This window comes from Dyella telluris (genome assembly GCF_014297575.1).
In the GTDB taxonomy this organism is placed as follows: domain Bacteria; phylum Pseudomonadota; class Gammaproteobacteria; order Xanthomonadales; family Rhodanobacteraceae; genus Dyella; species Dyella telluris.
Genome location: NZ_CP060412.1, coordinates 3164837 through 3188400 on the forward strand (window position 1 = coordinate 3164837; position 23564 = coordinate 3188400).

The following is a 23564-nucleotide window of genomic DNA, read 5'->3' on the forward strand; positions in this document are numbered from 1 at the left end:
TGCCGTTCGTCTTCCAGACTCAGCTGCGCCAGCGCGTAGAGCGCGAGCGCCACGTCATCCAACGTGGAAAGCCGTAGCGAGGGTGGCATGGTGCAGGAGGCCGGTGGCCCGGCGGAGGGCGAGGCGCTGCGGGCGTTGCCTATCGGAACGGATGGGCACGCGCGTGCCGTATGATCGCTGATAGCCATGATCAACTCGAGTCGGTTGGTGATGGTTAGCGGGTCGTCGGTGTTGTCGCACCGGCGGCCCGCGACTCACGGCATGGCTGCCGTGACTGCTTGCAGCCCCGTCCGAAGACGCCCGCGAGCAGCAACCTCACCCTACTTGAGTTGGCTATGCCGTGTGATCAGGCGATGCACATGGCGATGCGTAGGGTTTCGCTATCAGCAACATGTGGGTTGCGATGTTGCGCAGTCGCTGGCGCAGCGTTGGGTTTGGATGGCATCGGCCGGCGTCACGCATCCCCGCGCTGAACGAAGGGTGCGTGACACATCGGCACCATGCTTACACGTCCTCGGCGACCTTCAACACCAGCTTGCCGGTGTGGCTGCCGTCGAACAGGCGGTTGAGTACCGTTGGTGCGTTTTCCAGGCCTTCGGCCACGGTTTCGCCGGCCTTGATCTTGCCGCCCAGCACCCAACCCACCAGCTCCTGCACGGCTTCGGGCTGGTGCTTGTAGTCGAAGGCGAGAAAGCCGCGCACGGTGAGGCGTTTGACGATGATCACGCTGTAATCGTCCGAGGGCTTGCCGCCGCCGGCATAGTTGGCGATGAGGCCGCACAACGCGACGCGTCCGCCGTTGACCATGCGCGACATCACGGCACGCATCACCGGGCCGCCGACGTTTTCGAAGTTGACATGCACGCCATCAGGCGTGGCATCGGCCAGCTTTTGTTTGAAATCGTCGGCCTTGTAGTCGACGGCGGCATCGAAGCCGAGATCCTCGACGAGGTGCCGGCATTTCTCCGCGCCACCGGCAATGCCCACCACGCGTGCGCCACGCAGTTTGCCGATCTGTCCGGCGATGGAGCCCACCGACCCGGCAGCGGCCGACACCACGAGCGTTTCGCCGGCCTGCACGGGGGCGATTTCGGTAAGCCCGTAATGCGCGGTGATGCCGCTGAAACCGCAGGCGCCCAGCAGCGTGGGCAGGGCTACCGGCGGACGCGGCGGCAGCTTCACCCAGTAACCGGTCTTGCTCTCGTCGATGAGTGCATAGTCCTGCCAGCCCACCAGGCCCTGCACCAGATCGCCGACGGCATAGTTCTTCGCGTTGGAAGCCACCACGCGGCCAATGCCGATGCCCCGCATTACTTCGCCGATGGCAACGGGCGGCATGTACTGCGGCACGTCGCTCATCCACACGCGGTTGGTCGGGTCCATCGAGATATACAGCACGCGCACCAGCGCCTGGCCGTCGGCCAGTTCCGGCGTTGGCGTTTCGCGCAGGTCGAAGTTGTCCAGGCTCACCAGCCCTTCCGGACGGGACTTCAGCAGCAGTTGGCGGTTCGTGTAGCTCATGGAGTTCTCCGGGTCAGACGGCGCGCGCGCCGCCATCGATGACGAGTTCGGCGGCAGTGACGTAACGGCTTTCATCGGAAGCAAGATAAAGCACGGCGTAGGCCACGTCGTCCGGTTCGCCCAGGCGATGCATGGGGATGCCGCGGGTCAGTTTCTTCGTCGCTTCTTCTTCGCCCAGCTTGTCAAAGAATGGCTTGACGATGCCGGTGCGGATGAACGCCGGGTGGATCGAGTTGCAGCGCACGTCGATCTTCTGTCGCGTGCAGTCCATTGCCACCGACTTGGTCAGCACGGCAACGGCAGCCTTGGAGGTGTTGTAGGCGGTGTAATCCGGGTCGATCTTGAATGCGGCCAGCGAGGAGATGTTCACGATGGAGGCGGGTTGCGCGTCGCGCAGGTATGGCAGCGCGTATTTGCAGCCCAGCATCACGCTGTCCACGTTCACCGCCATCACGCGATGCCACTCTTTCAGTGCGATGTTCTCCACGCCGCCGAGCGAGCCGATACCGGCGTTGTTGACCAGCACGGACAGGCCACCCATGGCCTTCGCGGCGTCGGCCAGCGTGCGTTCCCATGCGGCTTCGTCGCTGACGTCCTGCACTGCGGACCACGCTACCGTGGCGCCGGCCTCATGGTTGATCTCCGCGGCGACAGCGGCCGCACCCTCGCCATTGACGTCGGTGAGAAATACGCGCGCACCGTGACGCGCCAGCATGCGCGCCGAGGCGGCGCCCAGGCCGCTGGCCGCGCCGGTGACAAAGGCCCGCTTGCCGGCAGCGCGCGGTGGAAGTGCAGAAGTCATATCGGGTTCCCTGAGTCAGACGCTGAGGTAACCGCCATCCACGTTCAACACCGCACCGGTGGTGTACGAGGCAGCGTCGGAGGCGAGGTAAAGCGCGGCACCGGCCATTTCCGATGGCTGCGCCACGCGGCGCATGGGCACGTGTGCCAGCGCCTGCTTGAGGATGGCCGGGGTGTTCACCAGCACGGAGGCGAACTTGGTGTCGGTCAGGCCGGGCAGCAGCGCGTTGCAGCGCACGCCCTGTTCGGCGCACTCCACCGCGAAGGCCTTGGTCATGGAAATCACCGCCGCCTTGGTGATCGAGTAGATGCCCTGCTGGAAACCCGGCACCACGCCGTTCACCGACGCCACGTTGACGATGGAACCGCCGCCGTTCTTCGCCATGAGCCGGGCGCCGTGGGTGGACATGTAGAAGTAGCCGCGGATGTTCACGTCCACGGTTTTCTGGAAGACCGACGGATCGGTGTCGATGATGTGGCCGAAGTACGGGTTGGTCGCCGCGTTGTTGATCAGGATATCCAGCCGGCCGTGTGTCTTTTCCACTTGCGCGTGCAGGGCTTCGATCTGCTCCATCTCGCCGATGTGGCAGGCGATGGCTTCGGCGGAACCGCCGTCGGCGATGATGCCGTCCACTACGGCCTGACAATCGGCCTGCTTGCGGCTGGAGACGATGACGTGAGCACCGTGTGCGGCGAGCAGCTTCGCGATCTCCGCGCCGATGCCACGGCTGGCGCCGGTGACGATGGCGATCTTGCCGGTGAGGTTGAACGTAACGGGTGTGGTCATGGTCAACAATGTCCGAATGGGGTTGGTATTCCTCACCGTCATTCCCGCGAAGGCGGGAGGCGCTTCACCAACAGCCGAATGGCTGGTCATCCAGCGACTTCGCTCTGGCTCAACAGGGAGTCAGCGTGTGGCAAAGGCACTGGATTTCCGCTTTCGCGGGAATGACGTGACGTAAATGGTTGAGAAAGTCGAGCCATCACCGCAGCGTCACCAGCTGTTCGTCGCGTGCCCGCTCCAGATGCGGCCACGCGTTGTACGTCACCAGTGTTGCGCCGCGCGAGCCTAGCCGAAGCTTTGTCACGCCCGTGTTGACCAGCGGCCAGCTGAGTTCGAAGGCGCTCGATGCCGGTGCCTGCAGCAGGGCACCGGCAATGACGGATATCGGGCCGCCGGATGTGAATGCCCAGAGTGTGCGGGCCTCCATGCGGGCCAGCTGGTCCAGCGCATCCAGGACACCCTGGCGGAACGCCGGCCAGCTCTGGGTGTAATCCGCGTCGTGCTTGCCGCCGGTCCAGCGGGCCAGTGCATCGACGAATAGTTGCTGGAACGTGCGATGTGGATCGGACGCCTGCTTCATGGCCGCGCGGAAGTCAGCCGGCGTCGCAAGATCCGGGCGCAGGCGTGCGAGCAGTTCGACGTGGTCGACTTCGTCGAGCCCGGGCATGACGAACGGCTGCACTTCGGCACCCGCAGCGCGCAGGCAGGGCAGGGCCGTGTCGCGATGGCGTACGCGCGGTCCCATCGCCACGGCATCGGGACGCGCCCCGCATTCGGCGAGCCATGCACCCAGCAGGCTCGACTGCTGTTCGCCGAGGGGTGAGAGCTGGTCGTAATCGTCCGCGTGAAAACTCGCCTGGCCGTGCCGTATCAGCAGCAGTTCGCGCATGACTCAGCCTTTGCTTGCCATCAGGCGGCGACAGCGCATGCCCATGTACTTCGCCGCGTCGCCGAAGCCGGCAAATTGAGGGTTGGTGGTCTGGCCCAGCGCGTAACGACGGTAGATCTGCTGGATGATCACCATCAGGCGGAACAGGCCGAAGATTTCGTAGAACGCCCAGTGCGAGATGTCCATGCCGGTGCGTTCGCCGTAATAGGCCACCACCTCGCGTCGCGTGAGCATGCCCGCTTCATGCGTGGGCTGGCGGCGGAACGACTGGAATACCGGATCGTCGTCTGCCTGCACCCAGTAGGCGAGGGAACTGCCCAGATCCATCAGCGGATCGCCCACCGTGGCCAGTTCCCAGTCCAGCACGCCGATGATGTCCAGCGGGTTGTCCGTCGCGAGCACCACGTTGTCAAAGCGGAAATCATTGTGGATGACGCAGCTGGCGTTATCGCGCGCCGGCTGGTTTGCATCGAGCCAGGCCATCACGTCGTCGCACGGATCTGAGCCATCGGTGGCGGCCTGTCGCCAGCGTTCGCGCCAGCCGGCAATTTGCCGCGCGATATAACCCTCGCCCTTGCCAAGTTCCCTCAGTTCCCCTTGAGTAGCGTCCACCTGGTGCAGCTCGATCAGGCGGTCGATGAAGGCCACGCACAGGCGTCGTACGCCATCGCGATCCAGCCCAAGCTCGGCGGGAAGGTCGCGTCGCAGGATGGTGCCGCTCAGGCGTTCCATCACATAGAAGTCCTGCCCGATCACCTGCGCGTCGTCGCAGCGCGCGAGGATGGCCGGCACGTACGGGTAGCTGGCCTTCAGCGCACCCATCACGCGCGACTCGCGCATCATGTCGTGCGCGGATTTCGCCTTGGCACCGCGCGGCGGGCGGCGCAGCACCAGGTCGCGGTTCGCGTAGTGCAGCAGATAGGTGAGGTTGGAGGCGCCGCCGGGAAACTGCTTCACGGTGGGCGTGCCTTCAAGCCCGCCGATGTGCTGCCTGAGGAAGGCATCGACGCGCGCGATGTCGAAGGCGTCTTCGTCGCGCACGGCGCGAGCCTGGTCCGGGGCGGCGGTCATGCGTGGTTCTCCGTGGCGAGCTGGGCTTTGGCTTCGAGCTTGGCGACCACGCCGCGGTGCACTTCATCCGGGCCATCGGCCAGTCGCAGCACGCGTGCATAGGCATACAGGTGGGCGAGCGGGAAATCGTCGGTGAGGCCGGCGCCGCCGTGGATCTGGATGGCCGCATCGGCCGCCTGTTGCGCCACCGAGGGCACCACCACCTTGATCTGCGAGATCAGGCTGAGCGCCGCCTTGGGGCCTTGCGTATCCAGCGTCCACGCGGTTTTCAGCGTAAGCAGGCGGGCCTGCTCGATGGCCATGCGCATGTTGGCGATGACGTCGCCGTTGCCACCGAGCTTGATCAGCGGCTGGCCGAACGCCACGCGCGATTGCGCACGCCGGCACAGCAGGGATAGCGCACGCTCCGCAGCGCCAAGTGCGCGCATGCAGTGATGCACGCGGCCCGGGCCCAGCCGGCCCTGTGCAATCTCGAAGCCGCGCCCGGGTCCGAGGATCACGGTCGCAGCGGGGAGGCGCACGTTGTCGAAATGCAGTTCGCCGTGTCCGGAGGGTTCGTCGTGGTCATGGAACACCGGCAGCATGCGTTCGATGTGCACACCCGGCGCATCGAGCGGGCAGATCACCATGCTGTGGCGGCGGTGCGGGTCGGCTTCCGCATCGCTCAGGCCCATGAAGATCACGAAGCGGCAATGCGGATGGCCAAGGCCGGTGGTCCACCACTTGCGACCGTTCAGCACCACCTCGTCGCCGTCCATTGTGGCAGTGGCGCGCATGTTGGTCGCGTCGGAGGAGGCCACGTCCGGTTCGGTCATGGCAAAGCCGGAGCGGATCTCGCCACGCAGCAACGGTTCCAGCCACTGCTCGCGTTGCGTGGCAGAGCCATAGCGGTGCAGCACTTCCATGTTGCCGGTGTCCGGCGCGCTGCAGTTGAACACTTCGGGCGCGATGAAGGAGTGGCCCATGATTTCCGCGAGCGGCGCGTACTCCACGTTGCTCAGGCCGGGGCCGCCTTCCAGGTCGGGCAGGAACAGGTTCCACAGGCCGGCCTCACGGGCTTTCACCTTCAGCTGCTCCATCACCGTCGGCTGGCGCCACTGTCGATGGTCGGCGCCGCCAGCCAGTTGCGAGGCATACACCGGCTCGGCGGGAAACACCTCGTCGCGCATGAAACGTTTGAGGCGTTCGGCGAGCGCCTGGGTGCGTTCGGAATGGGCGAAATCCATGGCAGTGCTCCTCGATTCCTCTGGAGCGTACGCCTCATGCAGCAGATAATTGAAATGAATATGCCTTATGGGTATGCATTAGCCACATGAATGGGTGTGAGCCATGGAACGCGACAGCCGGATCGACCTGAACCTGTTCCGCGTCCTCGACGCGATCTACACGCACGGCGGCGTGAGTGCGGCCGCCCGCGTATTGCACCTGACCCAGCCCGCGGTGACCCACGCGCTGGGTCGCCTGCGCGACCAGCTGGGTGATCCCCTGTTCGTGCGGCAGGGCAACCGCCTGCTGCCGACCGACAAGGTGCGCGCGATGATGCCGTCGGTGCAGGCCCACCTGAAGGGCTTGCTGGCCAGCACCCATGCGCAGCCGACCTTCGATCCGGCACAGCTGCAGATGGAATTCGTCATCGGCTTTCGCGACATCCTTGAATCCATCGTGCTACCCGGTCTGATGGCCGGCATTGGCCGCGAAGCGCCGGGCGTGCGCGTGGTCAGCCGGCGTGTGGCCGCCGATGAGGTGGAACGCGAACTGGGCACCGGCGCGCTGGATCTGGTGGTGGATCGCCCGCTGCGGGTAAGCGATCGCATCTCGCATCGGCGCCTGCTGGATGAGACGCTGGCGGTGGTGATGCGGCGCGACCATCCGCTGGCCCGGCAACTGCGTCGCAGCGACTACTTCGCCGCACGGCACGTCACCGTGTCGCCGCTGGGGGAGGCGAGCGCGCTGGATACGTTGCTGGGGCAGAACGGCCTGTTCCGCGAGGTACGCATGGTGGCGCAGCACTATTTTTCCGCCTGCGAGATCGCCGCCGCCAGCGACCTGCTGCTGACCGTGCCCAAGGCGTACGCGGACCATCTGGGGCGGCTGCTGCCCATGGCCTCGCAGCCCTTGCCGATCCGCCTCAAGGCCATTCCCATCCTTGCCTACTGGCACGATTCCAAGGGCGGCGACCAGGCCCATCGCTGGTTTCGTGAACGTCTCGTCAAGTCCATTACCGCTGCCATGCGGGCGTCGTCGCCATGACTTGCGAGCGACACGGTGACGGGCGCACGATGCGTGGTACAGCGCCGCGCGCTCCCCGCTGCACGCGCTGACCTGACCCAAGGACGTGCCTGGCGGCGATTCGCCGGGCCGTCTCCCTGACGAGGTGTCTTGCATGTCCGAGCAGTCGCCAGCCCCCGAGGTCGTATACGACCCGACGGACCCGATGAACCGTAAAGAGCAGATGTTCCCGCGCCTGGATCCGTCCATGGTCCGGCGCATCGCCGCCTATGGGCAGGAGGAATTCGTCCAGGCCGGCACCAACTTGTTCGAGCGCGGGCAGCGCGGGGTGGATTTCTTCCTCGTGCTTGATGGCCTGGTCGAAGTGTTCACGCCGGACAAGCACGGCCAGATCCATATCTTCACCATGTACTCGGCGCGCCAGTTCAGCGGCGAGATGAACATGTTCAACAAGCGCGCGGTGATGGCTTCGGCGCGCACCGCGATGGACAGCCATGTGCTGCGCGTGCGCTCGGACGATTTCCGCCGCATGGTGGCCGCCGAGGCCGACATCAGCGAAATCATCATGCGCGCCTTCATCCTGCGCCGCGTGGGCCTGATCCGCATGGGCTATGGCGGCGTGGTGCTGGTGGGGCCGGGGCACAGTGCGGATACACTGCGGCTGGAGCGCTTCCTGGTGCGCAACGGCTATCCGCATCGCACGATCGACACCGAGACCGATCCCGAAGCCGGCGGCTTCATCGAGTGCTTCCAGCTCACGCACCAGCAGTTGCCGGTGGTGATCTGTCCGGAGCACTGCTTCCTGCAGAACCCGACCTCGGCGGAACTGGCGGACGAGCTGGGCCTCACCGAAACCATCGACCCCGATCACGTGTACGACGTGGTGGTGGCCGGCGCCGGCCCGGCGGGTCTGGCCGCTGCCGTGTACGCCGCTTCGGAAGGGCTGTCGACCATCGTGGTGGAAGGCATTGCACCGGGCGGCCAGGCCGGCACGTCATCGAAGATCGAAAATTATCTGGGTTTTCCCACCGGAATTTCCGGGCAGGCGCTGGCGGGGCGCGCGCAGGCGCAGGCGCAGAAGTTCGGTGCGCGACTGGCGATTTCGCGGCAGGCCGCCGGCATCGACTGCTCGGTGCAGCCGTATCGCGTGTTCCTGGATGACGGTCAGAGCGTGCAGGCACGCGCGGTGATCGTTGCCACCGGCGCGCGCTATCGCAAGCTGGACGTGCCGGGCTATACGCAGTTCGAAGGCGCAGGCATCCACTACGCCTGTACCGCCATGGAAGGCCAGCTGTGCAAGGACGGCGAAGTGGTGGTGGTGGGTGGTGGCAATTCGGCGGGGCAGGCGGCGGTGTTCCTGTCGCGCATCGCCTCGCATGTGCACGTGCTGGTGCGTTCCTCCGGGCTGGCCGCCACCATGTCCGACTATCTGGTGCAGCGCATCCTGCTGTCGTCGTCGATCACCCTGCATACGCACAGCGAGATTGTTGGACTCGAGGGCGAAGGACGCCTGAGCCAGGTGACCTGGCAGCAGCGCGACACCGGCGAGCTGACCACGCGCCCGATCAGCAACGTGTTCGTGATGATCGGCGCCGAGCCCAATACCGACTGGCTGAAGGACTGCCTGTCGCTGGACGACAAGGGCTTCGTGCTCACCGGGCGCTGCGCGCAGGGCCATATCCTGGAATCGCCTTATGGCACGACCAAGCCGGGCATCTTCGCCGTGGGCGACGTGCGTTCCGGATCGGTCAAGCGCGTGGCCTCCAGCGTGGGCGAGGGTTCGGTGGTGGTCCAGGCGGTGCACCACTATCTGGCGCCGTCGCCGGTCTGATCGGCCGGGCATTGGCTCTACACTGTGGCTTCTATTCACCGGAAGCCACGATGCCTTGCTGCCCGCTTCAATCCGCCTTGTTTTCCAGCCCCAGGCGTCACGCGCATGGCTGAGGTACGCGCGCACATCGCGGAGGCGACGAAGTCACTGGGCGATCGGCTTGAGGCGGAGCTGCTGCTGGTCCACGTACTGGACAAGCCGCGCAGCTGGCTGATCGCGCACGCCGACGACGAGCTCGACGAGGCCGCAGGTTCCGCGTATGCGGCACTGGTGCAGCGTCGTCACGACGGCGAGCCGGTGGCGTACATCACCGGTCGCCGGGGCTTCTGGACGCTGGAGCTGGACGTCACACCGGCCACGCTGATTCCGCGTCCGGAAACCGAGTTGCTGGTGGAACTCGCGCTCGCGCGCATGACGGCGATGTCGCGCGTGGTCGATCTTGGCACCGGCAGCGGCGCCATTGCGCTGGCCATCGCTCGCGAATGTCCCACGGCGAGCATCGTGGCGACCGATGCCAGTGTCGACGCGCTGGCCGTAGCTGAGCGCAACGCGGTTCGCCACGGCATCCGCAATGTGCGCTTCACGCACGGCGACTGGCTGGCTCCGCTGGCCGGCGAGCACTTTGATCTGATCGTCTCCAATCCGCCCTATATCGAAGCCGATGATCCGCATCTGGGGCAGGGTGATCTGCGTTTCGAGCCGGCGTCGGCGCTGGCCTCGGGCGCTGATGGGCTGGTCGATATTCGCCGCATCGTCGCGCAGGCACGCGACCACCTGGCGCCCGGCGGTTGGTTGCTGATGGAACACGGCTGGAACCAGGGGGCGGCGGTGCGTGAGGTACTGGCGGCGGCCGGTTATCGCGAGGTGTTTACCGAACAGGATCTGGAGCAGCGGGACCGGATCAGTGGTGGTGTCTGGGGTGGCGAGTAAGCATCGCTCGTCACGCCGGGAAACCCCATGCTCGTCATTCCGGTCTGCGCCGAAATGACGTGCGCAAGGCGCTACGGTGTCTGGCCGTTCGTCGCGGCAGTCTCAACAAAAAAAGCCGCGCAATGCGCGGCTTTTTTGATACCTGCCTCTGGCCTTCAACTGATCACGCCGTCACCTGACTGCGCGTTCCCACTTGCGGAAAACGTGCGCGGATCGCATGGCGGATGCTCGGCAGGTCCAGGCCGGCCATGGTGAGCACTTCCTCGCGGCTGCCGTGCTCGAGATACACGTCGGGCAAGCCCAGGTGCAGGATCGGCTTGACGATGCCGTGCGCCGCCAGGCATTCGGCCACGCCGCTGCCGGCGCCGCCGGCCACGGCGTTGTCTTCCAGCGTCACGAAGGCATCGTGCGTGCGCGCCAGTTCGAGGATCATCGCCTCATCCAGCGGCTTCACGAAACGCATGTTCACCAGGGTGGTGTCCATTTCCGCGGCAATTTCCGCCGCGGGAGCCAGCATGGCGCCAAAGCTCAGCAGGGCGAGGCCATGGCCGCGGCGACGCAGTTCGGCCTTGCCGATGGGCAGGGTTTCCAGCTCCTGCTGCAGCGGTACGCCGGGGCCCGTACCACGCGGATAACGGATGGCGGCCGGGCCGTGATGCGCGAAGCCGGTGGTCAGCATCATGCGGCATTCGTTTTCGTCGGACGGCGCCATGATCACCAGGTTCGGCAGGCAGCGCAGGTAGGTCAGGTCGAAGCTGCCCGAATGGGTGGCACCGTCCGGACCGACCACGCCGGCGCGGTCAATGGCGAAGGTTACATCCAGGTTCTGGATCGACACGTCGTGGATGGCCTGGTCGAACGCGCGCTGCAGGAAGGTGGAGTAGATCGCCACCACCGGCTTGGCGCCTTCGCAGGCCATGCCGGCGGCCAGCGTCACGGCGTGCTGTTCGGCAATGGCTACGTCGAAGTAGCGCTGCGGGTATTCCTTGGAGAAGCGCACCAGGCCCGAGCCTTCGCGCATGGCGGGCGTGATGCCGAGCAGGCGTTCGTCGGCGGCGGCCATGTCGCACAGCCAGTCGCTGAAGATGTCGGTGTAGGTGGGCTTGGACGGGCCGGACTTCTTGATCAGGCCAGCCTGCGGATCGAACGGACCCACCGCGTGGTATTCGATCTGCGCCTGCTCGGCGGGCGCATAGCCCTTGCCCTTGGTGGTGATCACGTGCAGCAGCTGCGGGCCCGGCAGGTTCTTCACCGTGCGCAGCGCGGCCAGCAGCTGCGGAATGTTGTGGCCGTCGATGGGGCCGGTGTAGTGGAAGCCCAGCTCCTCGAACAGCGTGCTGGGCACGATCATGCCCTTGGCGTGTTCTTCCCAGCGCTTGAAGAAGCGGCCGTAGATCGACTGCTTGGGAATGGCGCGCTTGGCGCGCTCGCGCAGCGCGTTGAGGCGCCGGCTGGACATGGCGCGCGCAGCCATCTTGGTCAGTGCGCCGACGTTCTCGCTGATCGACATGCCGTTGTCGTTGAACACGACGAGCATGTTGGGTTCCACGTCACCGCCGTGGTTGAGCGCTTCGAACGCCATGCCCGCGGTCATCGCGCCATCGCCGATCACGGCGACCACCTTGCGGTTGTCACCCTTGCGCTGGGCGGCAATGGCCATGCCCAGGGCGGCCGAGATCGACGTGGACGAGTGGCCCACGCCGAACGTGTCGTACTCGCTTTCCTCGCGACGCGGGAAGGGGGCAAGGCCGTCCTTCTTCTTGATCGTGGTGATGCGGTCGCGGCGGCCGGTGAGAATCTTGTGCGGATAGCACTGGTGGCCGACGTCCCACACCAGGCGGTCATGGGGCGTGTCGAACACGTGGTGCAGGGCAACCGTCAGTTCCACCACCCCCAGGCCGGCGCCGAAATGGCCGCCAGAGCTGGCGACGGCTTCGATCAGGTACTGGCGCAGCTCATCGGCGACGGCGGGCAGGTCGTCATCGGACACCTTGCGCAGGTCGGCCGGCGTCTCGATGGGGGCCAGATGGGGGTAACGGGACAGGTCATTCATCGGCATATTGTTGGCCCAGCGAGGGGGCGGGGCAAGGGCAAGTCGCTGAATTCTTGCGGGCCGGGCGTCTACGTGGCGCAGACATCGGGGAGGCGAGGCTCACCTGAGTTCATTCAGGTAGGGCCGCCCCATGAGCACCCGCAAGGCTTTCCAGCGCTTCGCCGAACGTGTCGCCCGTTATTCGGGCCGCCCCGCGGCCTTCATCCTGGCCATGCTGGTGGTGGTGGGCTGGGCCATCACCGGGCCGATCTTCCACTTCGGTGATACCTGGCAACTGGTGATCAATACCGGCACCACCATCATCACGTTCCTGATGGTCTTCCTGATCCAGAACACGCAGAACCGCGACTCGGCGGCCGTGCACATCAAGCTGGACGAGTTGATCCGCAGTTCTCGCGCCCACAATGCCCTGCTGGACCTGGAGGAGCTGGACGACGCCATCCTCGAGCGCCTGCGCGGGCGCTATTGCCAGCTGGCGGAGGCCGCGCGCGGCGACCTGGAGCGGATCGAGGACGGGAATGACCCCTTCGGCGATGAGCCGGAGACGCCCTGAGCCGCTCAGGCCATGTGTTCTCGGCGGTCGCGGGGCAGGTGGTTGACCAGGAATTCCATCTGGTCGACCAGGATGTTGCGGTTGGACAGGATCAGATGCTCCACCCAGCTGGGCCGGTAGGGCACCGCCAGCAGCGGCATATTGGCCTGCTGGGGCGTGCGGTTGCTCTTGCGGAGATTGCAGTGCAGGCAGGCGCTGACCACGTTTTCCCAGGTGTCCTTGCCGTGCTTGGAGATCGGCAGTACGTGGTCGCGGGTCAGCTCGCAGCGGCTGAAGCGCTCGCCGCAGTACATGCACAGGTAACGGTCGCGGGCGAACAGGGCGCTGTTGGTGAGTGCTGGCGAAGGATCGACCGCGTGGTCCCGGCAGTGGCCGGTGCTGGCGATGATGGGGTGCAGGGACAGCGTGCTCTGCAAGCCGCTGAGACGGTTGTGCCCGCCGTGGACGGTGATGCAGGGATCGCCCAGGGTCCAGGCCACCGCATCGCGGACGTAGAGGCAAACCGCTTCCTGCCAGCTGATCCAGTCAAGAATTCGGCCGGCGGCATCCAGCGACAGCACGCGGGTCGAGTGGAGGTCGACGACGCGGCCAGGTACTTCCATCAGCATGCAAAACCGTCCTTCAACCCAGGGGAATGAACGTTCGGTGCAGCAAAAGGCGTGTAGCTTGGGCCGAGGATAGACCAAATCCATGACAGAACACACGCAAATGGTTGTCAGGGCTGGGGATAGCCCGGGACTTCTGGGTGTTCTCGCGCCGGCGGAAGCGCTGATATAGTGTCCGTTCATCTGTAGACCCGAGGCCGGGTTTGGGAGGGGGAGCCTGGGTGGCGACCCCGGCGCGGCTGGGGAGAGGTAGTCAACGTGGCTGAAGTTCTTTTCTACGAGCGTCCTGTTCCGCTCAATCGCACCGCTCACAAGGATCTGCGCATCAAGCCGATCCCGAACCTGAAGTTCGCGAGCGCGGTGCACTCGGTGCCGCTCACCGGCGTGGAATTTCCGGCCGCTGCGCGCGACCTGCCGATCCTGTTCGGCGGCGTGACCGTCGAAGCAGCAGGCCCCATGGCGCTGCTCGGCCTGCGCGAGAACGAGAACCTGTACATCGACGCCGATGGCCAGTGGGAAGCCAACAGCTACATCCCGGCCTTCGTCCGTCGCTATCCGTTCGTGCTGGCCGAGAAGCCGGCCGGTGCCGAGGGCGACGATTTCACCGTGTTCCTCGATGAAGCCTACGAAGGCTTCAACACCGCCGAAGGCGAGTCGCTGTTCAAGGACGACGGCAGCGAGACCGAAGTGCTGAACAACGCCGTGCGTTTCCTCGGCGAATACCAGCAGCATGTGTCGCGCACGCAGTGGTTCATGGAACAGCTGAAGAAGCACAACCTGCTCGAGCCGCGCAACATCCGTCTGGAGAAGGATGGCAAGGCCATCAATCTCAACGGCCTGTTCGTGGTCAGCGAAGAGCGCCTGCGCCAGCTCGACGAGAAGACCACGCACGAATTCCTGCGCGAAGGCGTGCTCGGCTGGATCTACGCGCACCTGCTGTCGCTGAGCAACATCGACCGCGTGTCGCAGCGCCTCAGCCAGCGCGAAGCTTCTGAAGAAGCGGCTACTGCGCTGAAGAACTGATGATCCCGTGTCACGGCACCTGCGGGTGCCGTGACACTGCCCGCCGTTGCACGGCGGTGCGTCGCTTCCGGGCTGTTTCCTGCGGCCGTCCTCACGCCGTCCACGCATGGACGCGCGATATCCTTGGCCCGGGCACCGGGTGCGCACCGCGGTAGGTGCGATCCCCCATACCGGGGCAAGCATGTCCGAGCAGAACAAACGCGTGGTGATGTCCTACGTCGATGCGTTCAATCGCGCCGATCTCGATGGCGTGTGCGATCTGTTCGCGGCCGATGCGTTGATCCATGGCCCACTCGGCTGGGGCGGCCTGGAGCGTGCCCGGCCGCAGTGGGAACAGCTGATGCGCTGTTTCCAGGTGAGCCTGGAAGTGGATGGCGTGGCAGCCGAAGGCGACACCGTGGCGGTGCGCTACACCGAGCGCGGCCGTTCGGTGCAATCGTTCCACGGTGGACCGGTCACCGGCAGGCACTATGAAGTGTTGGCGATGGAATGGTTCGTGGTGAAGGAAGGCCACATCGAGCGGCGATGGGGTGTGCACGACACCACCGCGATGTTCCGCCAGATGGAGCTGCCGCCCTCCTGACGTCGCGTGCTCAGGGCTCGTACGCGAGGCGCGGGCGCCAGTCCGAGCCGCGGCCTTCCGGCAGGTAGTCCAGCACATTCCACAGCGGCCAGATCGGGTCGACGTGTCGCGGATCCTGGCCCGGCTCCGGTGGTACGAACATCAGCTCGCTGCCCCAGGTGTGGTGGATCGTTCCGCCCTGGCGCAGGAATACGTTGAGTGCGGGCATCTGGCGACCGTCGGCGGTCTCGCCGTGATAATCCGCGTTGTAGGTGTTGTGTGCGGATGACAGCAGATGCAGGTGGCGCCAGCCACGTTCGCGCGCGAAATGACGGATGCGCTGGATGGGTGAGCGGGCGACCACGGCCACGTTCACGCGCTGGCGCAGATGCGGCATCTCGCCATCCAGCGCATCGAGGATCGACGTGCACGACGGGCAGGGTGCCGCCATCGCGGGACCGAACATGAAGCTGTAGACGACCAGCGTGTCGTTGCCTTCGACGAACAGGTCGGACATGCGTGTCTGCCGCTCGATGTCGGTATCGAGCGGTGTGTCGCCTTCGTCGTCGAACTGGTAATCGACGGGAATCGCGCCGCCCAGAGGCAATGCACGGCGTAGCGCGGCGGTGGCTTCGGTCTGCCGTCGCAAATCCATCTCCGCCTGCAGCAGGCGATCGCGCGCGATGCGGTAGGCCGGGCTTTCACCGGGGAATCGAACACCGTGCAGTGGATGGCTCATGACAGTCTCCGGTCATGCGGTGGCCGCGCGTGTCGCGGCCGGCATCGGCTCAGCGCACGGGCTTGGCCAGCCGCAACAGGTCCGCGGCGAAACCCGCGTTCTCGTAGATGGCCCGCGCACGTTCGTTGCCGGGAAATACGGCCAGCGTCACCAGCTGGCAACGATGTTCGCGCGCCCAGCTCTCCGCGTGATCGAGCAACGCACGCCCCACGCCACGGCGTTCATGCGCCTGCGCCACGGCGAGGTCCGAGATATGGCAATTGTTGCGCCCCGTGAAGTAATCCAGCGTCTTCTGCAGATGCACGAAGCCGACCGGTTCGCCATCGTCATCCTCGGCCACGAACAGGAAGCTGTTCGCCGGCTGTTCGTCGAGATGGCGGCGCAGGTCGTTGCGAATGCCCTCGATGCACTCATGGCGTCGTCGCCACGGTGGCAGGGTGAAATCCACGAAACGGGGCACCAGGCCGAGAATGAAATCGTCGTCGTCTTCGGCCAGACGGATCAGATACGTGGCGTCGCTCATGCGGGAACAACCGGATTCGCGAGGAAGGTTCGCCGTTTCTACACCCAGCCGGGTGGCCGCGGTAGTCCCGGAGGCCGGGGCGGGCATTCCGTGTGGGAGCGCACGCTGTGCGCGACGGGCGGTCAGGATCCCCCAACCCCGTCGCGCACAGGGTGCGCTCCCACCAGGAAATGCAGGCGCAAAAAAAGGCCCCTCCGTGAGGAGGGGCCCTTGGGTGCATCACATCAGGCGATGGCGGGGAGGGTGTCCACGCCCGCCTCGATGGCGGCCTTGTGGGTCAGGCAACGCGGCAGCAGGCGGGCGAAGTAGAACGCCGCCGAGTCGCGCTTGGCCTGCTTGAAGGCTTCCTGCTGGGTGCCGTTGGCCAGCGCGGCCACGCTGCGTGCCCACATGTAGGCCAGCGTGACGTAGCCGGAGTAGTACAGGTAGTCCATGGCGGCGGCGCCCAGTTCTTCCGGGTTGCCCTGCACGCGCTGGGCAAGGGCGAGGGTGAGGTCGGCCCATTCCTTGGTGTACTTGGCGAGCGGGCCGATCAGGCTGGCCAGCGAGGCATCCTGCGCGTGCTGCTGGCAGAACGCCTGGATCTCCTTCAGGAACACCTTGAAGCCGGCGCCCTGCAGCTGGAGGATCTTGCGACCCAGCAGGTCGGCGGCCTGGATGCCGGTGGTGCCTTCGTACAGCGTGATGATGCGGGCGTCGCGCACGAACTGCTCCACGCCGTTCTCGGCGATGTAGCCGTGGCCGCCGTACACCTGCAGCGCTTCCTTGGTGCATTCCTGCGCCAGTTCAGTGACCACGCCCTTGGCGATCGGGATCAGGAACGCCACCAGGTCGCTGGCCTGCTTGCGGGTGGCTTCATCGGCGCCGCGTGCTTCCACGTCGGTCTGCAGCGAGGTGTACAGCAGCAGCGTGCGGCAGGCTTCCACGAAGGCGCGCTGGGTGAGCAGCATGCGGCGCACGTCCGGCTGCACCAGCAGGTTGTCGGCCACCTTCTCCGGGAACTTCGGGCCACTCAGCGAACGACCCTGCAGGCGCTCGCGCGCGTAGTTCAGGCTGTTCTGCAGCGCGCGCTCGGCAAGCGCCAGGCCCTGCACGCCCACGCCCAGGCGTGCGGCATTCATCATGGTGAACATGGCGGCCAGGCCCTTGTTCGGCGCGCCGATCAGGTAGCCCTCCGCGGCGTCGAAGTTCATCACGCAGGTGGCCGAGCCACGCAGGCCCATCTTGTGCTCGATGGCGCCGGCGGCAGCGGCATTGCGCTCGCCCAGCGAACCATCGGCATTCACCTTGAACTTCGGCACGATGAACATCGAGATGCCGCGGCTGCCGGCCGGTGCGTCGGGCAGGCGGGCCAGCACGAGGTGGATGATGTTCTCGGCCAGGTCATGCTCGCCGGCGCTGATGAAGATCTTGGTGCCGGTGATCTTGTAGCTGCCGTTCTCGCCGGGTTCGGCGCGGGTCTTCAGCAGGCCCAGGTCCGAACCGGCCTGCGGCTCGGTCAGGCACATGGTGCCGGTCCAGCGGCCTTCCACGATGGGCTTGAGGTAGGTGTTCTGCTGCTCCTCGGTGCCGTGCAGTTCCATCGCATGGCATGCGCCTTCGGACAGCAGCGGGTACAGGCTCCACGACAGGTTGCCGGACTGGAAGATCTCGGTGGTGGCCGTGCCCATCACGTTCGGCAGTGCCTGGCCGCCGAAGTGCTCCGGCTGGGTCAGGCCGGTCCAGCCGCCCTCGGCGAACGCCTTGAAGGCCTCCTTGAAACCCTTGGGCGTGGTCACCGTCTGGGTGGCCTTGTCGAAGTGGCAGCCTTCCTCGTCGCCGCTGGCGTTAAACGGGGCCAGCACGGCTTCGCTCAGGCGACCGGCTTCCTCGAGCACGGCGTCCAGCAGGTCGCGCGTGTGGCCATCGCCACCCTGCAGCTGGGTGAGCACGGCTTCCGCACCGAGCACGTCGAAAAGGGCGAAACGCTGGTCGTCGAGGGGGGCCTTGTAGATCGTCATGGCGAATTTCCTTCGTGGGTCAGGCAAGCGCTGCTGGTCAGCGCCAGGTATTGGGAATCCCCGGCACTGGCGACAGCCAGTCGTTGCCGTGGAAGTTGAAATCGCGGGCTTCCTTTTCCTGCTCCGGCTTGGCGTTGGTGTTGCCGGCGACGCTGTAGGGGACGCTGCCGGCACTGCCCTTCACCGCGGCGGCCTTGAGGGCCGCCGTCATCTCCGGCGTGGGGAGCACGTCGATCTGGGTCACGTCCGCGGCAAAGGCGGGAATGTCCAGGTCGAAGCGGGTGTGCAGGCGCACCGGCACGCTGTCGCCAACCTTCAGTTCGCCATCGAGCGAGCGGAAATCCATGGAGCCGTAGCTGTTGTTCTGGATGCGCATCGTCAGGCGCCACTGCCCATCCGGGCGGGTGGTCATCTCCTGCACGCTCACGGTGGGCGGGAACACGCTCTTCTTCGGCGGCCCACAGGCCACCAGGCCAGCCACCAGTACAAGGAGCGCGATACCGCGGAGCAGTCGTTTCATGGATGCACCTCAAACGATTGTTTGAATCTTAGCAGGAGCCCCGTGGCTGCTGTCCATGGGGGTCCCTCCCTGGGCTATCTCAGCGTGTATGCGATCACGCCTGCGTGACAGATTCGCGGTTGGCCGAGAGGTTCCCATTGCGCAACGCAGCAGGCATCATCGCGGACTCATTCCTTACAGCCAGTTGCCCATGACCCGACGTATCGTTGCCCGCCGTTCTCCCATTCACGGCAATGGCGTGTTCGCCGTTACCCCGATCAAGAAGGGTGAGGAAGTCATCGAGTACAAGGGCACGCTCATGACCCATGCCGAGGCCGACGTGCTGTACGGCGACGGTGGCGAAACGGGTCATACGTTCCTGTTCACGCTCAACGACGAGTTCCTGATCGACGCCAACCGCAAGGGCAACACGGCGCGCTGGATCAATCACAGCTGTGAGCCGAACTGCCAGGCGGTGATCGAAGAGAACGCCGATGGCAACCCGCGCAAGGACCGCGTGCTGATCGAGGCGATCCGCAACATCAAGCCGGGCGAAGAGCTGACCTACGACTACGGCATCGTGCTGGACATGCCGCATACCGCACGCCTGAAGAAGCTCTGGAAGTGCCTGTGTGGTTCCAAGAGCTGCACGGGTACGCTGCTCAAGCCCAAGCGCTGAGAAAACGCCTCCTCCTCATCTCTGTAGGAGCGCACTTGTGCGCGACCGCAGGGATGGGGGACTCGGCCTTTGGCTGCCCTCACGGCATCGATCTGGCTGCACGGGGGCGGCGGCTGCCGGGTTTGACGGTAGCCAGCCAGGTGGAGGTCGCGCACAAGCGCGCTCCTGCAGTGGGATCATCGGTCCGTGTCGTGTGCTTCATGCGTCGTCGGGATACTCGATCCGGATCACCTCGATGCTCAGGTCCCCCGCCGGCCGTTGCCATACCACTTCCTCGCCCACGCGCGCGCCGAGCAAAGCGATGGCCAGCGGCGAAACATAGCTGACCAGCCCGTGCTCCACGTCCGCCTCGTCTTCGCCGACGAGGCGATAGCTCGCTTCGCCCTCGTCGCTGTCGACAGTGACGCGAGCACCGAACGCCACCCGGTCACGCGGCTGCTGCGCCAGGTCCACCTCGATGGCGCTGCCGACGCGGGCGTTGAGCCAGCGCAGCTCGCGCTCGACCTCGGCCAGTTCACGTTGCTGGGGCAGGGTATCGGTGGACAGGCGCAAGGCATCGCGTCGTTCGCGCAATGCCACCAGGCGCGTGCGCAACTGCGCAAGGCCGCGCGGCGTGACGTAGTTGGGGTGTTCGCTCAGCGGGATATCCGGCAGCCGTTCGCCGACGGACTCGTCCGCATCCTTCACGAAGGAGCGGCTCATCGCATGCCTCCAGCGCCGCGGTTTTCCGGCGCGCATCGGTTATCTACATGGCGGCGTGGGGCTGCACCTCAAGCGTGGTGAGGCGCACGGGCGCGACGCCGGTCGCGCCCGTTCAGGCGAGGGTCGCTCAGTCGTCGTCCACGTGGGGCTTCCACGCTTCGGCCAGCTGCTTCTGCACCGGCGGCGGCACGGGCTCGTAGTGGCTCAGGTCCAGGCTGTAGCGGCCACGGCCACCCGTCATCGCCTTCAGTTCGGTGGGGTAATCCGTGAGTTCCGCCAGCGGTGCCTGTGCCTTGATGACGATCTCGCCGCCACGCAGTGCGTCAGTGCCCATGATGCGTGCGCGCTTGCCGGCCAGCCCGCCGGTCACGTCGCCAACGTTGGCCTCGGGAATGGCCACTTCCACATCGACGATGGGCTCCAGCACGATCGGTCGCGCCTTGCCCACGGCGTCGAGGAAGGCTTTTTTCCCTGCGCTGATGAAGGCGACTTCCTTGGAATCCACCGGATGGTATTTGCCGTCATAGACCGTGACGCGCACATCCTGGATCGGATAGCCGGCAATGGCGCCGGCTTCCAGGGCTTGCCGCACACCTTTCTCGATGGCGGGCAGGAACTGGCCGGGGATGACGCCGCCCTTGACGGCATCGACAAATTCGAAGCCCGCGCCGCGATCCAGCGGCTCGACGCGCAGGAACACTTCGCCGAACTGTCCGGCGCCGCCGGTCTGCTTCTTGTGGCGATGATGGCCTTCCGCATGGCCCGCGATGGTTTCGCGATACGCGATGCGCGGCGGGTGCGTGTTCACCTCCACGCTGTAACGATCCCGCATGCGTTCGAGCATGATCTTCAGGTGCAGGTCGGAAAGGCCGCGCACCACGGTTTCGTTGAGTTCCTTGTGGTGCTCCACGCGGAAGCAGGGATCTTCCTCGGCCAGTCGGCCGATGGCCTGCGAGAGTTTCTGCTCCTGTCCCTTGTGCCGGGGCTCCAGTGCCAGCCCGAACATGGGTTGTGGAAAACGCACCGGCGCCAGATGGATGCGGTCCTCGTCGCGGGAGTCGTGCAGCACGGCATCGAAGTGGATCTCTTCCACCTTGGCCACCGCCGCAATGTCGCCGGGAACGGCCTGTTCGATTTCCTCGTGCGTCTTGCCACGCAGGCGGAACAGATGACCTACCTTGAACGGCTTCTTGTTGTCGTCGATGTACAGCTGCGAGTCGCGCCGGATGGTGCCCTGCCAGACGCGGAAAATGCCGAGCTTGCCGACGAAGGGATCGTTGACGATCTTGAACACGTCGGCGATCACGTGCTGCGCCGGGTCGGCGTTGACGGTGATTTCCTCGTCATCGCCATTGAGGAACGGCGGTGGATTGCCCTCGGCCGGATTGGGCAACAGCCGGTCCGCCAGCTCCAGGAATTCCTTGACGCCCACGCCGGTGCGGGCGCTGACGAAGCAGATGGGCACCAGGTGTCCTTCGCGCAGGCATTGTTCAAAGGCGTTGTGCAGCTCCTGCGGGTTCAGTTCCTCTTCGCCCGAATCCAGGTAATGGCCCATCACGGTTTCATTGATTTCCACCACCTGGTCCAGGATGCGCTGATGCGCTTCGCCCAGCGAGGAGAAATCGGTGGCGCCCTCGCTGTGGAAGAAGCAGTCGAGCACGCGCTTGCCGCCGTCCGCAGGTAGATTCACGGGCAGGCATTGGGTACCGAACTCCTCGCGTAGTGCGTCCACCAGCGCGCCGAGCTGCAGGCCATCGGTGTCGATCTTGTTGACCACCAGCACGCGTGCCAGCCGACGTTCGGAGGCGCGCTCCATGATGCGGCGCGTGCCGTATTCGATGCCGTTGCCGGCGTTCACCACGATGGCTGCCGTTTCCACCGCGGCAAAGGCGGAAAGGGTCGGGCCCCGGAAATCCGCGTAGCCCGCAGTGTCGATCAGATGGATGTGGCTGCTGCCGAACGGCACGCTGGCGATGGCCGTATCGATGGAATGGCCGCGCGCCTTTTCCTGTTCATCGGTATCCGATTGAGTGGTGCCGCGCTCGACCGAACCCTGGTTCTGGATGACGCCACCGGCGTGCAGCAAAGCTTCGAACAACGTGGTCTTGCCGGCGCCGGCATGTCCGGCGAGCGCGATGTTGCGGATGTTTTCCGTGGTGTACGACACGATGCGACCCTCCTCTAGCGAGGCGCGGGATCGTGCCGACGTTGACCTGCGGCGCCGCACGAAGCCGCGCTGGCGGCTGACGATGGCGGGCCGTCATGGTCGTCCAGGCGTGCAGGACGCGGGGGCGGTCATGGCGGGTACGGCCGGGGTGGCCGTCTGCTTAGGTTTTCGCCAACCGCCGCCGGGGTCAAGTTGCAGTGCGGGGTAAGGGGAACCCCAGCGCCTCGCGCTTGTCAGCAGAAGTCCCCCCTGAAGACCGGCAAGCGCCCGGGCCGACGCTTTCCCCGAGCTGGAACGAGAACCCCATCGAGCACACCGAGCAGGTCGAACACCATCGCTGGACGCCTCCGGGCCCGGACTCACGCGGGCTGGCGCCTCTGGATGGACCCATACGCGCGATGCTGCACCAGATGCGCTGGCGAACCACTCCGCCCCAACCCGGGCGTCGCTGGCTGGCCCTGGGCATCGTGCTGGCGTTGCACGTCTTGTTCGGCTGGTTTACCTGGCATGAAATGCAGGTGCAGAAGGCAAGGGAACGGGAGCGCGACGACCGCCAGGGTGCCTTGCAAGTCCGCCTGATTCAGCCAGCCACGACCCCGGCGGGGCCGGCCGCTCCGCCGGAGCTGGTGCCGCCACCGCCACCTGAAGCCGCGGCGCCGCGCCCGGCGAGCCGCCCCGTGGTGCACGAGCCGCCGGCGAAGAACGCGATGACGGTGAACCTGCCGCCGGAACCTCCGGCGCCCGCCACGTCGACCCCGTCTGCCGCACCGCCAAAGCTTTACGACCCGGCGGGGCAGGCGGTGCTGCCGGCCACGGCCAGCACGACACCGACAGCGCCCGGGCCGGACTATGTGCAACGGACGCCACAGGGTGACGCGAAGATCATGCAGCACTCGACGCCGGTGCCGTACAACGCCACGCGGTTCGACAAGGATTGGGAAAAGAGCAGCGGCAACGTTGTGCAGGACGCGCTGAAGAAGGCCAAGGACGACACCACGGTGAAGCACACCTTTCATGTTGCACCGGGTGTGCGCATCCACTGCGCGATCTCGTTTGCGGCGCTGGCGGGCGGCTGCGGCGGTGACCCCCCGCCGGCACCTTCCTATAAGGATCGCGACATGCGCCTGAACATGGCGCCGGCCAATCAGCTGGCACCGGGCTCGCCCGAACCGGCGACCATCAGCGTGGATGAGTGCATCGCCCTTTACCGCGCGGACAAGCCTTTGCCCCATGGCTGTCCGGTGGATACGCCCACGCGTTCGGTCGATGCGGAGATGCAAGAGCGCGCGGCGCACCCGGCAGGTCAGGACGGCCATTGAGCATGTAGGCGGGGGACTTCTCAGAAAGTCATCGTCGCCCGCTACACTGCCGCCATGGAGAGGGAATCCGCAGACCGGCTGACA

Annotated in this window: 22 protein-coding genes; 8 read left to right on the forward strand and 14 right to left on the reverse strand. The window is 65.8% G+C overall.

Translation table 11 applies throughout. The features are described from left to right. Nucleotides 1-504: 504 nt before the first annotated feature. From H8F01_RS13885 to H8F01_RS13910, 6 genes are all read right to left on the reverse strand, one after another. Nucleotides 505-1521, reverse strand: coding sequence for an NADP-dependent oxidoreductase (locus H8F01_RS13885; RefSeq protein WP_187055683.1), 1017 nt, complete (start codon nucleotides 1519-1521; stop codon nucleotides 505-507). Between the two features lie 13 nt (nucleotides 1522-1534). After that, on the reverse strand, nucleotides 1535-2323 hold the full coding sequence (locus H8F01_RS13890) for an SDR family oxidoreductase (RefSeq protein WP_187055684.1): 789 nt from the start codon (nucleotides 2321-2323) through the stop codon (nucleotides 1535-1537). Between the two features lie 15 nt (nucleotides 2324-2338). Further along, nucleotides 2339-3109, reverse strand: a complete 771-nt coding sequence (locus H8F01_RS13895) for an SDR family oxidoreductase (protein ID WP_187055685.1) — start codon at nucleotides 3107-3109, stop codon at nucleotides 2339-2341. Nucleotides 3110-3305: 196 nt separating this feature from the next. Beyond that, nucleotides 3306-3995, reverse strand: coding sequence for a histidine phosphatase family protein (locus H8F01_RS13900; protein WP_187055686.1), 690 nt, complete (start codon nucleotides 3993-3995; stop codon nucleotides 3306-3308). A gap of 3 nt (nucleotides 3996-3998) precedes the next feature. Continuing rightward, nucleotides 3999-5066, reverse strand: a complete 1068-nt coding sequence (locus H8F01_RS13905; RefSeq protein ID WP_187055687.1) for a phosphotransferase family protein — start codon at nucleotides 5064-5066, stop codon at nucleotides 3999-4001. After that, entirely contained in the window at nucleotides 5063-6292 is a 1230-nt protein-coding gene (locus H8F01_RS13910) for an acyl-CoA dehydrogenase family protein (protein ID WP_187055688.1), read from the reverse strand. Before H8F01_RS13910 ends, H8F01_RS13905 begins: the two co-directional genes overlap by 4 nt. 103 nt (nucleotides 6293-6395) lie before the next feature. Here H8F01_RS13910 and H8F01_RS13915 point away from each other — a divergent pair, with 103 nt between their 5' ends. From H8F01_RS13915 to prmC, 3 genes are all read left to right on the forward strand, one after another. Then, complete coding sequence (locus H8F01_RS13915) at nucleotides 6396-7316, forward strand: LysR family transcriptional regulator (RefSeq protein WP_187055689.1); 921 nt, start codon at nucleotides 6396-6398, stop codon at nucleotides 7314-7316. 133 nt (nucleotides 7317-7449) lie between these two features. Next, the gene (locus H8F01_RS13920; protein ID WP_187055690.1) at nucleotides 7450-9126 is read left to right on the forward strand and encodes an FAD-dependent oxidoreductase; all 1677 of its coding nucleotides are present in this window, start codon (nucleotides 7450-7452) and stop codon (nucleotides 9124-9126) included. A gap of 105 nt (nucleotides 9127-9231) precedes the next feature. Continuing rightward, nucleotides 9232-10056, forward strand: coding sequence for a peptide chain release factor N(5)-glutamine methyltransferase (gene prmC, locus H8F01_RS13925; RefSeq protein WP_187055691.1), 825 nt, complete (start codon nucleotides 9232-9234; stop codon nucleotides 10054-10056). Nucleotides 10057-10219: 163 nt separating this feature from the next. Here prmC and dxs read toward each other — a convergent pair whose 3' ends face one another. Beyond that, nucleotides 10220-12109 carry a 1-deoxy-D-xylulose-5-phosphate synthase gene (dxs, locus tag H8F01_RS13930; RefSeq protein ID WP_187055692.1) on the reverse strand — a complete coding sequence of 630 codons (1890 nt, stop codon included), beginning with the start codon at nucleotides 12107-12109 and terminating at the stop codon, nucleotides 10220-10222. Nucleotides 12110-12239: 130 nt separating this feature from the next. Between dxs and H8F01_RS13935 the strand changes: the two genes are divergently transcribed. Beyond that, the gene (locus tag H8F01_RS13935; protein WP_187055693.1) at nucleotides 12240-12662 is read left to right on the forward strand and encodes a low affinity iron permease family protein; all 423 of its coding nucleotides are present in this window, start codon (nucleotides 12240-12242) and stop codon (nucleotides 12660-12662) included. 5 nt (nucleotides 12663-12667) lie between these two features. On the opposite strand, the gene H8F01_RS13940 is transcribed toward H8F01_RS13935, so the two are convergent. Beyond that, nucleotides 12668-13270, reverse strand: a complete 603-nt coding sequence (locus H8F01_RS13940) for an HNH endonuclease (protein ID WP_187055694.1) — start codon at nucleotides 13268-13270, stop codon at nucleotides 12668-12670. Between the two features lie 255 nt (nucleotides 13271-13525). Between H8F01_RS13940 and H8F01_RS13945 the strand changes: the two genes are divergently transcribed. Together H8F01_RS13945 and H8F01_RS13950 are read left to right on the forward strand one after the other, a co-directional pair. Continuing rightward, the gene (locus H8F01_RS13945) at nucleotides 13526-14290 is read left to right on the forward strand and encodes a SapC family protein (RefSeq protein ID WP_187055695.1); all 765 of its coding nucleotides are present in this window, start codon (nucleotides 13526-13528) and stop codon (nucleotides 14288-14290) included. Nucleotides 14291-14471: 181 nt separating this feature from the next. Continuing rightward, nucleotides 14472-14873 carry an ester cyclase gene (locus H8F01_RS13950; RefSeq protein WP_187055696.1) on the forward strand — a complete coding sequence of 134 codons (402 nt, stop codon included), beginning with the start codon at nucleotides 14472-14474 and terminating at the stop codon, nucleotides 14871-14873. 10 nt (nucleotides 14874-14883) lie between these two features. Here the strand turns inward: H8F01_RS13950 and H8F01_RS13955 are convergent, their stop codons facing one another. The 4 genes from H8F01_RS13955 to H8F01_RS13970 all read right to left on the reverse strand — a co-directional run bounded on the left by H8F01_RS13955 (nucleotide 14884) and on the right by H8F01_RS13970 (nucleotide 18634). Continuing rightward, complete coding sequence (locus H8F01_RS13955) at nucleotides 14884-15591, reverse strand: DUF899 family protein (RefSeq protein WP_187055697.1); 708 nt, start codon at nucleotides 15589-15591, stop codon at nucleotides 14884-14886. A gap of 49 nt (nucleotides 15592-15640) precedes the next feature. Further along, nucleotides 15641-16114, reverse strand: coding sequence for a GNAT family N-acetyltransferase (locus H8F01_RS13960; protein ID WP_187055698.1), 474 nt, complete (start codon nucleotides 16112-16114; stop codon nucleotides 15641-15643). Nucleotides 16115-16338: 224 nt separating this feature from the next. Continuing rightward, entirely contained in the window at nucleotides 16339-18114 is a 1776-nt protein-coding gene (locus H8F01_RS13965; RefSeq protein WP_187055699.1) for an acyl-CoA dehydrogenase C-terminal domain-containing protein, read from the reverse strand. Between the two features lie 37 nt (nucleotides 18115-18151). Beyond that, nucleotides 18152-18634, reverse strand: coding sequence for a lipoprotein (locus H8F01_RS13970; protein WP_187055700.1), 483 nt, complete (start codon nucleotides 18632-18634; stop codon nucleotides 18152-18154). Nucleotides 18635-18824: 190 nt separating this feature from the next. Here H8F01_RS13970 and H8F01_RS13975 point away from each other — a divergent pair, with 190 nt between their 5' ends. Further along, entirely contained in the window at nucleotides 18825-19292 is a 468-nt protein-coding gene (locus H8F01_RS13975; protein ID WP_187055701.1) for an SET domain-containing protein, read from the forward strand. A gap of 198 nt (nucleotides 19293-19490) precedes the next feature. On the opposite strand, the gene H8F01_RS13980 is transcribed toward H8F01_RS13975, so the two are convergent. Then, nucleotides 19491-19994, reverse strand: coding sequence for a GreA/GreB family elongation factor (locus tag H8F01_RS13980; protein ID WP_187055702.1), 504 nt, complete (start codon nucleotides 19992-19994; stop codon nucleotides 19491-19493). 127 nt (nucleotides 19995-20121) lie between these two features. Next, entirely contained in the window at nucleotides 20122-22161 is a 2040-nt protein-coding gene (fusA, locus tag H8F01_RS13985; protein WP_187055703.1) for an elongation factor G, read from the reverse strand. Between the two features lie 398 nt (nucleotides 22162-22559). Between fusA and H8F01_RS13990 the strand changes: the two genes are divergently transcribed. After that, entirely contained in the window at nucleotides 22560-23480 is a 921-nt protein-coding gene (locus tag H8F01_RS13990; protein ID WP_238480988.1) for a hypothetical protein, read from the forward strand. Nucleotides 23481-23564 lie beyond the last annotated feature (84 nt).

Excerpts from the sequence above, each read along its gene's own strand:
- H8F01_RS13885 (WP_187055683.1), bottom strand. The coding sequence starts at position 1,521 with ATGAGCTACACGAACCGCCAACTGCTGCTGAAGTCCCGTCCGGAAGGG.
- H8F01_RS13890 (WP_187055684.1), bottom strand. The coding sequence starts at position 2,323 with ATGACTTCTGCACTTCCACCGCGCGCTGCCGGCAAGCGGGCCTTTGTC.
- H8F01_RS13895 (WP_187055685.1), bottom strand. The coding sequence starts at position 3,109 with ATGACCACACCCGTTACGTTCAACCTCACCGGCAAGATCGCCATCGTC.
- H8F01_RS13900 (WP_187055686.1), bottom strand. The coding sequence starts at position 3,995 with ATGCGCGAACTGCTGCTGATACGGCACGGCCAGGCGAGTTTTCACGCG.
- H8F01_RS13905 (WP_187055687.1), bottom strand. The coding sequence starts at position 5,066 with ATGACCGCCGCCCCGGACCAGGCTCGCGCCGTGCGCGACGAAGACGCC.
- H8F01_RS13910 (WP_187055688.1), bottom strand. The coding sequence starts at position 6,292 with ATGGATTTCGCCCATTCCGAACGCACCCAGGCGCTCGCCGAACGCCTC.
- H8F01_RS13915 (WP_187055689.1), top strand. The coding sequence starts at position 6,396 with ATGGAACGCGACAGCCGGATCGACCTGAACCTGTTCCGCGTCCTCGAC.
- H8F01_RS13920 (WP_187055690.1), top strand. The coding sequence starts at position 7,450 with ATGTCCGAGCAGTCGCCAGCCCCCGAGGTCGTATACGACCCGACGGAC.
- prmC (WP_187055691.1), top strand. The coding sequence starts at position 9,232 with ATGGCTGAGGTACGCGCGCACATCGCGGAGGCGACGAAGTCACTGGGC.
- dxs (WP_187055692.1), bottom strand. The coding sequence starts at position 12,109 with ATGAATGACCTGTCCCGTTACCCCCATCTGGCCCCCATCGAGACGCCG.
- H8F01_RS13935 (WP_187055693.1), top strand. The coding sequence starts at position 12,240 with ATGAGCACCCGCAAGGCTTTCCAGCGCTTCGCCGAACGTGTCGCCCGT.
- H8F01_RS13940 (WP_187055694.1), bottom strand. The coding sequence starts at position 13,270 with ATGCTGATGGAAGTACCTGGCCGCGTCGTCGACCTCCACTCGACCCGC.
- H8F01_RS13950 (WP_187055696.1), top strand. The coding sequence starts at position 14,472 with ATGTCCGAGCAGAACAAACGCGTGGTGATGTCCTACGTCGATGCGTTC.
- H8F01_RS13955 (WP_187055697.1), bottom strand. The coding sequence starts at position 15,591 with ATGAGCCATCCACTGCACGGTGTTCGATTCCCCGGTGAAAGCCCGGCC.
- H8F01_RS13960 (WP_187055698.1), bottom strand. The coding sequence starts at position 16,114 with ATGAGCGACGCCACGTATCTGATCCGTCTGGCCGAAGACGACGACGAT.
- H8F01_RS13965 (WP_187055699.1), bottom strand. The coding sequence starts at position 18,114 with ATGACGATCTACAAGGCCCCCCTCGACGACCAGCGTTTCGCCCTTTTC.
- H8F01_RS13970 (WP_187055700.1), bottom strand. The coding sequence starts at position 18,634 with ATGAAACGACTGCTCCGCGGTATCGCGCTCCTTGTACTGGTGGCTGGC.
- H8F01_RS13975 (WP_187055701.1), top strand. The coding sequence starts at position 18,825 with ATGACCCGACGTATCGTTGCCCGCCGTTCTCCCATTCACGGCAATGGC.
- H8F01_RS13980 (WP_187055702.1), bottom strand. The coding sequence starts at position 19,994 with ATGAGCCGCTCCTTCGTGAAGGATGCGGACGAGTCCGTCGGCGAACGG.
- H8F01_RS13990 (WP_238480988.1), top strand. The coding sequence starts at position 22,560 with ATGCTGCACCAGATGCGCTGGCGAACCACTCCGCCCCAACCCGGGCGT.